Genomic DNA, 12315 nt, shown 5'->3' with positions numbered 1-12315 from the left:
GCGTTCGCCTTCACGCGAACGGGGGAGGAATGACGGAGGCGCACATCGGAGATCCGTACGTTCTCCGTTCGGGCGAGTCCTGGCGCGAGCCGTGGGACGACTATCGGCGCCTGCGCGACGAGGCGCCCGTGCACCGGGTCGCCCACGAGGTGCATGGCGACTTCTTCGTGCTGTCCCGTTTCGCCGACGTGTTCGCCGCCGCTCGCGACACGGGGAGGTTCTCGTCGGCCGAGGGGCTCACCCCGGATCGCGACGGCGCCGCGATGTTCAGCGACGACGCCCGACCGATCGTGATGATGGACCCGCCCGATCACACGGACATGCGGCGGCTCGTGAGCAGGCCGATGACGCCCCGACGGGTGCAGGCGATCGAGGACCAGGTCCGCGGCTTCGTGAACGACCGCCTCGACGAGATCGAGGCGAGCGGGTCGTGCGACATCGTCGAGCGGCTGTTCAAGCCCCTTCCCAGTTCGGTGGTGGCCCACTATCTCGGCGTGCCCGAAGCCGACCGGGCGCGTTTCGATGGGTGGACCGACGCGATCGTCGCTGCCACCGCGTCCGACTCCTTCGGGTCCGCAGCCGACGCGTTCGCGGGACTGTTCGCCTTCGGCGACGAACTGATCGAGCGCCGCCGGCTCGAGCCGGCCGACGACCTCGTGTCCGGCCTCGTCGAGGTGGGCCCGGAAGTGGCGACGCCGGGTTGGATCATCGGATTCGTCTTCACCATGGTCACCGGCGGCAACGACACCACGACCGGGCTGCTCGGTGGCGCCGCAGAACTGTTGACGGCTCACCGCGATCAACGCGCTCACCTTCTCGCCGAACCGACGCTGATCGGGGCTTCGGTCGACGAGTTCCTCCGCCTCACCTCGCCGGTGCAGAATCTGGCCCGCACCACCACCGAGGAGGTGACCCTCCACGGCACGACCATCCCCGCGGGGACCAAGGTGATGCTGCTGTACGGGTCTGCCGGCCGCGACGAGCGCGAGTACGGCCCACGCGCCCACGAACTCGACGTGCGCCGGCACCCCGCCCGCATCCTCAGCCTCGGCTACGGCGCCCACCACTGCCTCGGAGCCGCGGCGGCGCGTCTCCAAGCCGCCGTCGCCCTCGAGGAGTTGTTGCGGCGCTTCCCCGACTTCGCCGTCGACGCCGACGCGGGCCGGTTCGCACCGGGCGCGTTCGTTCGCCGCTATGAATCACTCCCGTTCAGCACACTGTCGTAGTCGCCAAGGTCTTGGTCGGTGTCGCCCTCGTCGGTGTCGGGCATCACACCGGAGGGGTCGGGCGCAGCCTCCTCGCGCAGCGCCTCGACCAGCGCGACGATCCGGGCCCACACCCGATCGGTCAGCTCGCGCACTCCTTCGTTGTCGAGCGGCGCATCGCCGGCCATCGCCTGCACGTCGATCGGCTCGCCCACATCGGTGAGCACAGCGGGACGCAACACCACATTGACCATGATCGACCCGACCGACGCGCCACGACCGAGCACCCGGTGGGTTCCGACCATTGCGACGGGCACGATCGGTGCGCCGCTCTGCAACGCCAGCCGCACCGCCCCTGTCTTCGCTCTCTCCGGCCAGTGGTTCGGGTCGCGCGTGGTGCGACCCTCCGGGAAGATCGCCACGGCTTCGCCTGCAGCCAGTGCCTCAGCGGCAGGCGCGAGCGCACCGGCCGCGTCCTTCGTGCCCCGGGCAACCGGGATGAACCCGAGCCGCCGGGCCAGCGAGCCGATCAGGGGCGCGCGAAAGACGCCCGCGGTGGCGAGGAGTCGCACGGAACGGCCCATGCGCCGACAGACCAGGGCGAGCAGCACGCCGTCGGCGTAGCCGGCGTGGTTCGACACGATGATGATCGGGCCGTCCGGCAGGGCGCGGGCGGCTCGCCGCCGGCCGCGTTGCTTGGCCACTCGCAATCGCGCGAAGACCGTGACGAGACCACCGAAGAAGAGTGCGGCCACGGCGTAGAGCACGCGGCCCGATCGCCCCGGCGACTTCCATGTCTCGGCCATCGCCGCGACGGTAGCGCGCCGCGGCAGGTCAGCCGGTCAGATCACTGACGGCGTCGGCCGCACGATCGGCTTCGCGACGAAGCTTGCGGCGGCCTCGGCGAGAAAGCGAGGCCGCCGTGTCGACCGCATCTCGCTTCGCCTTGGTCCGCTTGGCCCGACGCTTCGCCGACTTGGCCGTGGCGATGGCGTCCAATTCTGCCTTCTCGGCCCGCTTGCGGGCCCGCTCGGCCCGTTCTGCGAGCTTCGCCTTCTGCCGTTCCGCCTTCTCGAGGTCGGCCTGCGCGGTGTCCCGCTCTCCTCGAGCCCGCTCGAGGAGTTCGCCCTTGCTGCGGAAGTTGATCGTTCCCAGGGTGACGATGGATGCGGTCTTGCGGATGATTCCCATGAATGACTCCTTGTACGGGTGACCTGGGTTCTTCCCCGACGGGCCGGCGACGAAACCCACCCCGGCGGGTCGGGCAGGGCTGTGGTTTGGCGGGGCCGTGCAGGGGGTAGCTCAGGCCGATCAGCGAAGAACTCTCTTCGCCCACGAAAGGACTCTCATGGTCTACGGAAGCATTCTCCTCACGATTCTCGTCATCCTCGCGATCATCTACTTCGCGAAGCGGGTCTGACCTCCTCGGGTCGGGCGCCCATGCTCACTCTCATCACGTTCAGCAGCACGATCGGACCCCGTTCGTGACCACCACCGCAGACGTGATGGTCCGCCGACTCATCGGTCATGGGGTCACCACGGTCTTCGGGCTTCCCGGCGAGGAGAACCTCGCGTTCGTGGACGCACTGGAGCGAGCCGATGTCGAACTCGTGGTCACCCGCCACGAGCAACACGCGGCCTTCATGGCGGCAACGCACGGTCGATTGACGGGATCGCCCGGAGTGTGTCTCGCCACGCTCGGACCCGGCGCGACGAACCTCTTCACGGGTCTCGCCCACGCCGAGCTGGGGGGCATGCCCCTCATCGCCATCACCGGGCAGAAGCCCCGCGTCGACAACGACGAGGGATCGTTCCAGGTGCTCGACATACCCGCCTCGGCGCGCCCACTCATCCGATGGGCCTCCAGCGTCGACGATCCTCGAAACGCATCGGCGGTGGTCGACGAGGCGTGGCAACGGGCGCTCGAGAGCCGGCCGGGCGCCGTTCTCGTGGAGCTCCCCGAAGACGTGGCCGGCGCGACGGTCGACGCGCACCGTCGACCGCTGCCGCGACGATCATCAGCCCGGGTCGATGCGGCCTCGCTGGCGCAGGCGTCCGCGTCGATCAACGCCGCCCAGCACGTCGTCATTCTCGCCAGCGAAGGTGCACAGCTCCACGACGTTCCTGTGCAACTGACGGCATTCTCCGAACGCACCGGCATCGGGGTGCTGGCGACGCAGGTCGGCAAGGGAGCCTTTCCCGAGAACCATCGACACTCCCTTCGAGCTCTGGGCATCCATCGGCCCGACTATGCCCACCTCGGCATCGCCCCGGCGGACCTCGTGATCACGGTCGGCTACCAGCCCGTCGAACACCCTCCTCTGGCCTGGAACCCCGACGAGACGAAGTCGATCATCCACATTGCCGCCTCTCCGGCCGCCATCGAACGGGGCTATCAGCCGATCGAGCAGCTCGTCGGCGACGTGGCCTCGACACTGTCGGCGCTCGCGGACTCGATCACCGCTCGATCCACCACCCAGCTGACGCGAACCACGCAGGTCATCGACCGACTGCTCGAGGCCGAGAGTCAGGGTCCTGACTTCCCCCCTTCGCCGCTGGCCATCGTGCGGTCCATACGGCGCGAACTCGCCCCGTCCGACATCGTCGCCCTCGACAACGGGGCCTTCAAGATCTGGTTCGCCCGCCACTATCCGGCGGCCGCCCCACACACGATCCTGCTCGACAACACTCTCGCCACCATGGGCGCCGGGCTCGCCACCGCGATGGAGGCCGCCCGTCTTGCCGAGGACAATCGCGTCGTCGCCGTCTGTGGCGACGGCGGCTTCCTGATGAACGTCCAGGATCTCGACACTGCCACGCGCCTGGGTCTCGATCTCACGGTGGTCGTACTACGGGACGACGCCTACGGGTTCATTGCCTGGCACCAGGACGAACAGGATCGACCCCGTACCGGCGTGGCGTTGACCAACCCCGATCTCGGTGCTCTCGCGGCGGCGTTCGGTATCGCTGCCCACGTGGTGACACCTGAGGCGCCCTTCGAAGCGCAGTTCCGGGCTGCCCTCGCCGAACCCGGCGTCAGCCTCGTCGACTGCCCGATCGACTACGGCATCAACGAACGCCTCTCCACCGACCTCCACGGCATCGCCGAACGCGAACTGGCGAACCATCCAGAGAAGGGTTCTGCACAATGACCAGCACGACGACGACCGTCACGACGAACAACCCGGCCACGGGCGCAGACCTCGCCACGTATCAGGTGACGTCGAGCGACGCCGTGGCCACGGCCATCGAGCAGGCGCATGCGCTTCACCGGACCTGGTCGGAGGCGACCTTCGACGACCGGGCGGAAACCGTACGCGCCATCGCGCAACTCCTCGAGGACCGCCGCGACGAACTCGCTGCGCTCATGGCCGACGAGATGGGAAAGCCCATCTCGGCCGGAAGGGCCGAGGTCGAGAAATGCGCGTGGGCCTGTCGTCACTACGCCGACAACGCCGCTAGCTACCTGCGAGACCTGGCCATCGAGACCGACCACACGAAGAGCTACGTCCACCACGATCCACTCGGCGTGATCCTCGCAGTCATGCCGTGGAACTTTCCGCTGTGGCAGGTGGTCCGGTTCGCGGCGCCGGCGCTGATGGCGGGCAACGGCGCGGTGTTGAAGCACGCGTCGAACGTCACCGGCACGGCGCTCGCCCTCGATGGGCTGTTCGTCGACGCCGGCCTTCCCGACGGGCTCTTTCGCACGCTCGTCCTCCCGTCCGACCGTGTCGACGAGGCCCTCGAACACCGGCTGGTCCGCGCCGTGACCCTCACCGGCAGTGGTCCCGCCGGAGCAGCAGTCGCTGCGAAAGCGGGATCGCTGCTCAAGAAGAGCGTGCTCGAACTCGGCGGAAGCGACCCCTACATCGTGCTCGAGGACGCGGATCTGGAAACCGCGGCCGCGACCTGCGCCGATGCCCGGATGACCAACGGCGGCCAGAGCTGTATCGCCGCCAAGCGGTTCGTCGTCCATCGAGATGTCCACGACGAGTTCGTCGAACGGCTGACCGCGCAGCTGGAAACCAAGGTGATGGGCGACCCCCACGACGACGCCGTCGACTACGGCCCCCAGGCGCGGGTGGACCTCCGCGACGATCTCCACACCCAGGTGCGCGCCGCGATCGACGACGGCGCCGATCTCGTCCTCGGTGGCACGATCCCTGATCGCCCCGGCGCCTGGTATCCGGCGACGGTTCTCTGCGGGGTCACTCCCGGGTCTGCGGTCTACGAAGAGGAGACATTCGGACCGGTCGCAGCCGTGATCCGCGCCGACGACGAGCGCGACTGCATCCGCATCGCCAACGACACCGACTACGGACTCGGCGCGGCCGTGTTCACCGCCGACGTCGAACGGGGCGAGCGCATCGCGGCCCACGAACTCGAGGCGGGCAGCTGTTTCGTCAACGCATCGGTCGCCTCCGATCCGCGTCTCCCCTTCGGCGGGATCAAGGATTCGGGCTACGGGCGAGAGCTCTCCGACCTCGGGATCAAGGAGTTCGTCAACGCGAAGACCGTCGTCATCGGGTGACGGGTTCGGCTTCGCTCGCCTTCTCCGCGGCCGCCATGATCTGCTCGAGCATCTTCGGAAAGATCAGTTGGTGGAAGGGAACCACCGAGTACCAGTAGAGGCGGCCGAGCACCCCCCGGGGCACATAGCGGGCCCGCTGGACCAGCTCCGTCTGCCGGTTTCCCTGATCGGTTTCGGTGGTCGAGATCGACCACTCCAGCCACGCGAACCCGGGCAGTCGCATCTCGGCACGGAGGCGCAGGAACCGCCCCGGCTCCAGGTCGACGACCCGCCAGAAATCGACGGCATCCCCGACGACGAGGTCGTGCGGGTGGCGCCGACCGCGCCGCAGCCCGATACCACCCACGAGCTGATCCATGACGCCACGTAGCCGCCAGAGCCACGCACCCCACATCCATCCCATCTGGCCGCCGAGACTGGCGATCACCGAGAAGACGGCGTCGGGGTCGGCGGTGTCCGACGTGGCCGTGCGCACGTCCTGGAACACCTTGCCGCCGGCCCATTCGGGATCGTCGGCGTCGGGGATCGCGTCGAGATCGGCACGGGAGTTGGCGCTCCAGCTCGTGGGGATGGCGAGATCGTCGACCATGCGGATCGCTTCGCGCACCGAGGCCTCGAAGGTCTGGACGTCGAGCGAGAGTTCCTCGGCGGCCGAGGTGCCGGTCACCACGACGTCGTTGACGAGACTTCCCACGAGTTGGCGAGCGAGTGTTCCCGGTAGCGGGGTGACGAGAGCAACCCAGTGGGCGGACAGTCCCGGCGACAGCGTCGGCAGACCGATGATCCTCCGCCGCGGAAGGCCCGCGGCGTCGGCGTAGGTGTCCATCATGTCGTGGTAGGTGACCACATCGGGCCCGCCCAGTTCGAGGATGTCGTGACCGGGGAGATCCCGGTTGCGGGCCCGGGCCAGCGCCTCGAGCACGTCACCGATCCCCGTGGGTTGACAGCGGGTCGAGTTGACCCAGGACGGGGTTGTCATGACGGGAAGCAATTCGGTGAGCCATCGAAGCATCTCGAACGACGCGCTCCCCGAGCCGATGATGATCGCGGCGCGGATCTCGGTGACGGCGACCGACCCCGCCGCGAGGATCTCGCCGACCTCCTGGCGACTTCGGAGGTGCGCGGACAGATGCTCGTCGCCCTCCCCCAATCCTCCGAGGTACACGATCCTCTCCACGCCGGCCCGTTCGCAGCCGGCCCGAAAGCTCGTGGCGAGTCGGCGATCCTGCGCCTCGAAGTCGTCCTCGTCGAGCGAGTGGATGAGGTAGTAGGCAGTCGTGCACCCGGCGGCGGCGCGGGCGACGGCATCCTCGTCGTCGGCCGATCCCTCGACCACGTCGACGTTGGGGGTGAACGGGCGATCGAGGGCGAGTGCGTTGCGGGCCAGGCACACCACTTCGTCGCCGTCGGCGAGCAGGCGCGGCACGAGTCGACCCCCGACATATCCCGTGGCGCCGGTGACGAGCACTCGGCGGGGCAGGATCTGGTCGGGGGTACCGGAGGAGGACATCGCCCGAGTATTGCCCACCGAAGGACGCGAGAAACCCCACCGACCGATGAGATGGGGGTTTACGCAACCTCGATTCCGGGCACAATGGCCCAATGGCTCACTACACGACCTCCCTTCGCAGCCGCTGGACGCCGGCGGAGGCGTTCGCCTACATGGCGGATCTGCGGAACTTCGAGGAGTGGGATCCCGGCGTCAGTTCGTCGGAGCTCGTCGTCGGCCCGCAGCCCGGCCCCGCCGCGGAATACGACGTGCGCGTCACCGGCACCACACTGCGCTACCGAACCATCGAGTTCGATCAGCCGCGTCGTGTGGTCGTCGAGGCGGAATCGAAGCTGCTCCACAGCGTCGATGTCATCGAGGTCACCCCTTCCGGCACGGGCTCGGAGATCCGCTACGAGGCAACGCTCGAGCTCAACGGCATCCTGCGGTTCGCCGATCCGCTGCTGCGGCTCGCCTTCGACCGCATCGGCGACCGCGCCGCCAACGGTCTCCGAGACGTGGTCCCGGGCCCGGTCGACACCGCCCAGCCGACACGATGACTTCGTCGCTCCGCTGGCCGTCGTTGGCCGACGCCGCGCTCGAAGCAACCATTGTCGGCAGTTTCACCAAGGTCGGCATCCGCGCCCGAAACCAGCTCTTCGACTGGGACGACGATCTGCCCTCGATGGCCGGGCAGGAGGTCGTCATCACCGGAGCGACGAGCGGCATCGGCCGAGCGACCGCACAGGCCATCCTCGACCTCGGCGCCAATGTCCACCTCACCTCCCGCAGCGACGACCGGGCCCAGCAGGCGGCCGAGGAACTCAATCGAGCGAGCGACGGTGGCCGGGCCACGGGCTACGGGCTCGACACGTCGGACCTCGAGTCGATCGCTGCGTTCGCCGCTGAACTCGATGCGGTCGACCGCGGTCTCGACGTACTGATCCACAACGCCGGCGCACTGACTTCGAAGTACCTCACCGATGCCCGGGGAAACGAACTCACGCTCTCCAGCCACCTGATCGGGCCCTACGAGCTCACCAAGCGGCTGCGGCCCGCGCTCAATGTCGGTGCCCGGGTGCTCTTCATGTCGTCGGGCGGGATGTACACCCAGAAGCTCGATGTCGATTCGATCGAGATGACCGAGGAGAATTATCGGGGTGCCGTCGCCTACGCGCGGGCGAAGCGCGGACAGGTCGAACTCGTCACCCACCTGGGGCCTCTGTGGGCCCCCGAGGTCCGCCTGCACGCCATGCACCCCGGTTGGGTCGACACCCCCGGTGTGGATGCGGCGCTCCCCGGATTCGGTCGGGTGATGGGTCCGTTGTTGCGCAACGCCGAGCAGGGTGCCGACACCATGGTCTGGCTGGCGGCCACCGGCGGCGACGACGCGCCGGCCGGTTCCTTCTGGCTCGATCGTCGAGTGCGACGCACCCACTACCTGCCCGGCACCGGTGCGTCCGCGGCCGAACGAGTCCGCCTGATCGAGTGGCTCGACGCTCGCTGAGAAACCGCTACTCGCCGAGTTGATGGAGCAGGTAACGCTCGAGCCCGATGTCGTCGATCACCCGCTGCTGGGTTTCGATCCAGTCCGCGTGCTCCTCCTCGCCCACCAAGAGATCTTCGAGCATCTCCCGGGTGCCGGCGTCGCCCTTCTCGAGGCAGAGCTGGATGCCACGCCGATAACGCTCGACGGCATCCTGTTCGAGCTGGAGATCGACCTCGAACTGCTCGGGCACCGTTTCGCCCACCCGGACCGAACCGAGGCGCTGCAGATTGGGCATGCCCTCGAGCAGGAGGATGCGGTCCATCAACCGCTCGGCGTCTCGCATCTCGTCGATGGATTCCTCGCGCTGCTTCTCCGCAAGGCGCTTGTAGCCCCAGTTCTCACAGAGCTTGGCGTGGGCGAAGTACTGGTTGATCGCCGTGAGTTCGGAGGTCAGTGCCTCGTTGAGAAATTCGATGACGGCTTCATCCCCGCGCACGGTGGATCCTCCTCAGGACGTCGGGCCGGCTTTCGACGCCCGCCGGTTTCATACTGCCAGAACGGGGCGGCGGGAAGCGGACCGCACGGCGACTTCCCGTACGGAATCGATACATGCTCCGCAGCCCTGGGTGGCGCGGCACACTGCGGCGAGAGCGACGAGATCGACGCTGCCGTCGGCCATGTGGGTGTCGCGACTGGCCTCGGCGATCTGCTCGCTCGTGACCCGCTTGCAATGACAGATGATCACGCGTCGACTTCCTGTGTGTACGAAACGAGGGCGGGGACACCGAGCAGCGCGAGACCGAGTGCCGTCGAGGCGGCCAATCGACGATGGAACGGCAGTCGGTGGCCGACACCATCGGCGACGGCCGAGCACGTGCCGTCGCCATCGACGGTGAGGGTGACGAGACCCACTCGCTTCACGGTCCGCCGGAGCCGTGTGGCCGCAGCGAGGTCGACCGAGGTCGAAAGGGCGAGGCTGCGGGTGGGCACTGGACCGTCGAGTTCGACGACCACACCCTCCGTCTGCTCGCGCAATGCCACGATTCGTCCCCGTACTCGGCTGTCAGCCTCGGTCGCGGTCACTTGCTTCTGCCTTCCCCGTGGCGTTAAGCACACCTTAACGTTAGGGATACCTTACTGATCGAGTGAGCCACGTCAAGTTCGAAGTCAACGTCACGACGATTCCTCGGCCCGACGCACGGGTTGGAGATCCGCCTCGAGTTCGATTGCCAGAAGTTCGGCAACGATCGCCGAGCGCACGCCATCGCGATCCGCGGGCGCCATCGGGGTGCCGTCGGGTCCGTCGAGCCCGAGCCGGAGGACGGTCACCCCCAGCGCGATGTCGGGGCGAATGCTGACGGTGACGCCGTCCTCGGTTCCATCCGGCAGGACGGCCCGCCGGATGGCGGCCACCGAGCGACGAGCGCAGGCTTCGGCGACGATCCACATCTCGCGCGGGTCGCGGCCGACGAACACCCCACCTCCGATCGGGCGAACCACGCCCGCCACCGCGACCGGGGTCGCGCCCGAGTCGAGCAACGGCTCACGCCGGTCGATCACGCGCCGGCGCCACTCACACGGGTCGACATCGGCTGCCGGGTGTCGACCGACGACGATCGATGATCCGTCTGCGACGGCCAGGCCCAAAGCCGCACCCACGACCGAATGAGCGAGCGCCGTCGCCATCCGGAGTTCGCGACTGGGCATCCGGCCTGTCATCGCGCCACCGCCGTGTCGCCCTCGAGCACGCCGACCAGATCGACGGCGACCGCCACGGGTGACCCGCAATAGCACTCACCACAGCGCCAGTACGGGTCTTCGACCATGGCGGCGATCGGAAAGATCGAATGGATGTCGACCGTGCCACACTCGGCACAGCCCCGTAACCAATGGATGTTCGATGTCATGTTAGGTATACCTAACAGGTATGGTTCGACACCGTCAACCTCCGCCGAAGGCCGCTCATGCCCGAACCGACCGCCACGCACACCATCGACGATGCCTCAACCCGGGGCGGCCCACCCGGCTTCGTGCGGGTGAGCGACGACGGCACCCGGCTCGTGTTCGGTGACCTGGCCGGCAACAACCGTCTCGACTCCTACGCCAACCTCGTCGAACACCCGGAGGTCGGTGTGGTCGCCGTGGTCGTCGAGTGCTTCATCCACTGCGCGAAGGCAGTGCGCCGGGCCGGGGGGTGAGAGCCGGGCGGCAAGGCCGGCGACACACTGCTCAGATGAGACCCTGCGCCAGCATCGCTCGGGCCACGCGCTCGAAGCCGGCGATGTTGGCACCGACGAGATGGTTGCCGGGGGAGCCGTACTCCTCGGCCACGCCCACGCAGGTGGCGTGAACGGAGGTCATGATCTCCAGGAGCCGACCTTCGGTGTGTTCGAACGTCCACGATTCGCGGCCGGCGTTCTGCTGCATCTCCAACGCCGACGTCGCAACCCCGCCGGCGTTGGCGGCTTTGCCGGGCGCAAAGGCGACGTCAGCCTCCTGTAGTGCACGCACGGCGTCGGGCGTGCACGGCATGTTTGCGCCCTCGACGACTGCCAGACAGCGGTTGTGGATGAGCGCCTTCGCATCGCGTTCGTCGAGCTCGTTCTCTCTCGCACAGGGAAACGCGACGTCGCAGGGGACGTCCCAGATGTTGTGGTGCGTGTGGGTGGCCGAGGAGCGATCGGCGTAGACCGACAGTCGCTCACGCTCGACCTCCTTCACCTGCTGCAACAGCTCCACGTCGATACCCGAGGGGTCGTGGACCATGCCATCGGAATCCGAACAGGCGACCACGACGGCGCCGAGCTGCTGGAGCTTTTGGATCGCGTAGATCGCGACGGTGCCGCTCCCCGACACGACGCAGCGCCGACCTTCGAGTGACTCGCCGCGGGCACGCAGAACCGAGTCGGCGAAGAACACGACGCCGTAACCGGTCGCTTCCTTGCGCACGAGCGAACCACCCCAGCCGATGCCCTTTCCGGTGATCACGCCCGACTCGTAGCGGTTCGTGATGCGCTTGTACTGACCGAAGAGATAGCCGACCTCACGAAGCCCCACCCCGATGTCGCCGGCAGGCACATCGGTCTTCTCGCCGAGGTGCCGGTAGAGCTCGGTCATGAAGCTCTGACAGAACCGCATGATCTCCTGGTCGGACTTGCCCTTCGGATCGAAGTCGGACCCACCCTTCCCGCCGCCGATGGACATGCCGGTGAGCGCGTTCTTGAAGATCTGTTCGAAGCCGAGGAACTTGACGACGCCGAGATTGACGGACGGCGAGAAGCGGAGCCCGCCCTTGTACGGCCCGAGCGCGCTGTTGAACTCGACGCGGAACCCGCGATTGATGTGGACCTCGCCCCGATCGTCGTGCCACGGCACCCGGAAGATGATCTGACGTTCGGGCTCACTGATGCGCTGGATGATCTTCTGATGTGCGAACTCCGGGTACCTGTCCACCACCGGGCTGAGCGATTCGAGCACTTCGCGAGTGGCCTGATGGAACTCGGGTTGTGAGGGATTCTCGTGAACGATCTGGTCGTGGATCGCGGCGAGCTTCTCGTCGATCATGGCTCTCCCGTGACATCGGCACACCTGTGGGACGGGC

The 12315-nt window shown here is 67.7% G+C and carries 15 protein-coding genes; 6 read left to right on the top strand and 9 right to left on the bottom strand.

Annotated features, from left to right (window positions below):
* Positions 1-29: 29 nt before the first annotated feature.
* On the top strand, positions 30-1226 hold the full coding sequence (locus RIB98_14120) for a cytochrome P450 (GenBank protein MEQ8842114.1): 1197 nt from the start codon (positions 30-32) through the stop codon (positions 1224-1226).
* Here the strand turns inward: RIB98_14120 and RIB98_14115 are convergent.
* Complete coding sequence (locus tag RIB98_14115; GenBank protein MEQ8842113.1) at positions 1193-2011, bottom strand: lysophospholipid acyltransferase family protein; 819 nt, start codon at positions 2009-2011, stop codon at positions 1193-1195. The genes RIB98_14120 and RIB98_14115 overlap by 34 nt on opposite strands.
* Positions 2012-2039: 28 nt before the next feature.
* Positions 2040-2396 (bottom strand): hypothetical protein, encoded by a 357-nt coding sequence (locus tag RIB98_14110; GenBank protein MEQ8842112.1) that lies wholly within the window; start codon positions 2394-2396, stop codon positions 2040-2042.
* Between the two features lie 293 nt (positions 2397-2689).
* Between RIB98_14110 and RIB98_14105 the strand changes: the two genes are divergently transcribed.
* Positions 2690-4357, top strand: a complete 1668-nt coding sequence (locus tag RIB98_14105; GenBank protein ID MEQ8842111.1) for an acetolactate synthase large subunit — start codon at positions 2690-2692, stop codon at positions 4355-4357.
* Entirely contained in the window at positions 4354-5736 is a 1383-nt protein-coding gene (locus RIB98_14100; protein ID MEQ8842110.1) for an NAD-dependent succinate-semialdehyde dehydrogenase, read from the top strand. The genes RIB98_14105 and RIB98_14100 overlap by 4 nt, the downstream gene beginning before the upstream one ends.
* Here the strand turns inward: RIB98_14100 and RIB98_14095 are convergent.
* Positions 5726-7246, bottom strand: coding sequence for an SDR family oxidoreductase (locus tag RIB98_14095; protein ID MEQ8842109.1), 1521 nt, complete (start codon positions 7244-7246; stop codon positions 5726-5728). The genes RIB98_14100 and RIB98_14095 overlap by 11 nt on opposite strands.
* A 92-nt stretch (positions 7247-7338) precedes the next feature.
* Between RIB98_14095 and RIB98_14090 the strand changes: the two genes are divergently transcribed.
* Positions 7339-7785: an SRPBCC family protein gene (locus RIB98_14090; GenBank protein ID MEQ8842108.1), complete on the top strand. Its 447-nt coding sequence runs from the start codon at positions 7339-7341 to the stop codon at positions 7783-7785.
* Entirely contained in the window at positions 7782-8732 is a 951-nt protein-coding gene (locus RIB98_14085; protein MEQ8842107.1) for an SDR family NAD(P)-dependent oxidoreductase, read from the top strand. Before RIB98_14090 ends, RIB98_14085 begins: the two co-directional genes overlap by 4 nt.
* Positions 8733-8739: 7 nt before the next feature.
* Here the strand turns inward: RIB98_14085 and bfr are convergent, their stop codons facing one another.
* The 5 genes from bfr to RIB98_14060 form a co-directional block, all read right to left on the bottom strand.
* Positions 8740-9210: a bacterioferritin gene (bfr, locus tag RIB98_14080; protein MEQ8842106.1), complete on the bottom strand. Its 471-nt coding sequence runs from the start codon at positions 9208-9210 to the stop codon at positions 8740-8742.
* A 48-nt stretch (positions 9211-9258) separates the two neighbouring features.
* Entirely contained in the window at positions 9259-9459 is a 201-nt protein-coding gene (locus RIB98_14075) for a (2Fe-2S)-binding protein (protein ID MEQ8842105.1), read from the bottom strand.
* Positions 9456-9797: a hypothetical protein gene (locus RIB98_14070; GenBank protein ID MEQ8842104.1), complete on the bottom strand. Its 342-nt coding sequence runs from the start codon at positions 9795-9797 to the stop codon at positions 9456-9458. The genes RIB98_14075 and RIB98_14070 overlap by 4 nt, the downstream gene beginning before the upstream one ends.
* A 90-nt stretch (positions 9798-9887) precedes the next feature.
* Positions 9888-10421, bottom strand: coding sequence for a hypothetical protein (locus RIB98_14065; protein MEQ8842103.1), 534 nt, complete (start codon positions 10419-10421; stop codon positions 9888-9890).
* Positions 10422-10429: 8 nt separating this feature from the next.
* Positions 10430-10621, bottom strand: a complete 192-nt coding sequence (locus RIB98_14060; GenBank protein ID MEQ8842102.1) for a hypothetical protein — start codon at positions 10619-10621, stop codon at positions 10430-10432.
* Between the two features lie 57 nt (positions 10622-10678).
* On the opposite strand from RIB98_14060, the gene RIB98_14055 reads away from it, so the two are divergent.
* Positions 10679-10912, top strand: a complete 234-nt coding sequence (locus RIB98_14055) for a hypothetical protein (GenBank protein MEQ8842101.1) — start codon at positions 10679-10681, stop codon at positions 10910-10912.
* A 31-nt stretch (positions 10913-10943) separates the two neighbouring features.
* Here the strand turns inward: RIB98_14055 and gdhA are convergent, their stop codons facing one another.
* Positions 10944-12278: an NADP-specific glutamate dehydrogenase gene (gdhA, locus tag RIB98_14050; protein MEQ8842100.1), complete on the bottom strand. Its 1335-nt coding sequence runs from the start codon at positions 12276-12278 to the stop codon at positions 10944-10946.
* Positions 12279-12315: the final 37 nt, after the last annotated feature.

Source organism: Acidimicrobiales bacterium (genome assembly GCA_040219515.1).
GTDB lineage: Bacteria > Actinomycetota > Acidimicrobiia > Acidimicrobiales > Aldehydirespiratoraceae > JAJRXC01.
Note: the sequence above shows the minus strand (reverse complement) of the source record. Positions and strands in the feature narration are given on the sequence as shown.

Coding starts and splice junctions, on each gene's coding strand:
- RIB98_14090 (MEQ8842108.1), top strand. CDS start 7,339: ATGGCTCACTACACGACCTCCCTTCGCAGCCGCTGGACGCCGGCGGAG.
- RIB98_14100 (MEQ8842110.1), top strand. CDS start 4,354: ATGACCAGCACGACGACGACCGTCACGACGAACAACCCGGCCACGGGC.
- RIB98_14120 (MEQ8842114.1), top strand. CDS start 30: ATGACGGAGGCGCACATCGGAGATCCGTACGTTCTCCGTTCGGGCGAG.
- RIB98_14060 (MEQ8842102.1), bottom strand. CDS start 10,621: ATGACATCGAACATCCATTGGTTACGGGGCTGTGCCGAGTGTGGCACG.
- RIB98_14055 (MEQ8842101.1), top strand. CDS start 10,679: ATGCCCGAACCGACCGCCACGCACACCATCGACGATGCCTCAACCCGG.
- RIB98_14115 (MEQ8842113.1), bottom strand. CDS start 2,011: ATGGCCGAGACATGGAAGTCGCCGGGGCGATCGGGCCGCGTGCTCTAC.
- gdhA (MEQ8842100.1), bottom strand. CDS start 12,278: ATGATCGACGAGAAGCTCGCCGCGATCCACGACCAGATCGTTCACGAG.
- RIB98_14110 (MEQ8842112.1), bottom strand. CDS start 2,396: ATGGGAATCATCCGCAAGACCGCATCCATCGTCACCCTGGGAACGATC.
- RIB98_14065 (MEQ8842103.1), bottom strand. CDS start 10,421: ATGCCCAGTCGCGAACTCCGGATGGCGACGGCGCTCGCTCATTCGGTC.
- RIB98_14085 (MEQ8842107.1), top strand. CDS start 7,782: ATGACTTCGTCGCTCCGCTGGCCGTCGTTGGCCGACGCCGCGCTCGAA.
- RIB98_14095 (MEQ8842109.1), bottom strand. CDS start 7,246: ATGTCCTCCTCCGGTACCCCCGACCAGATCCTGCCCCGCCGAGTGCTC.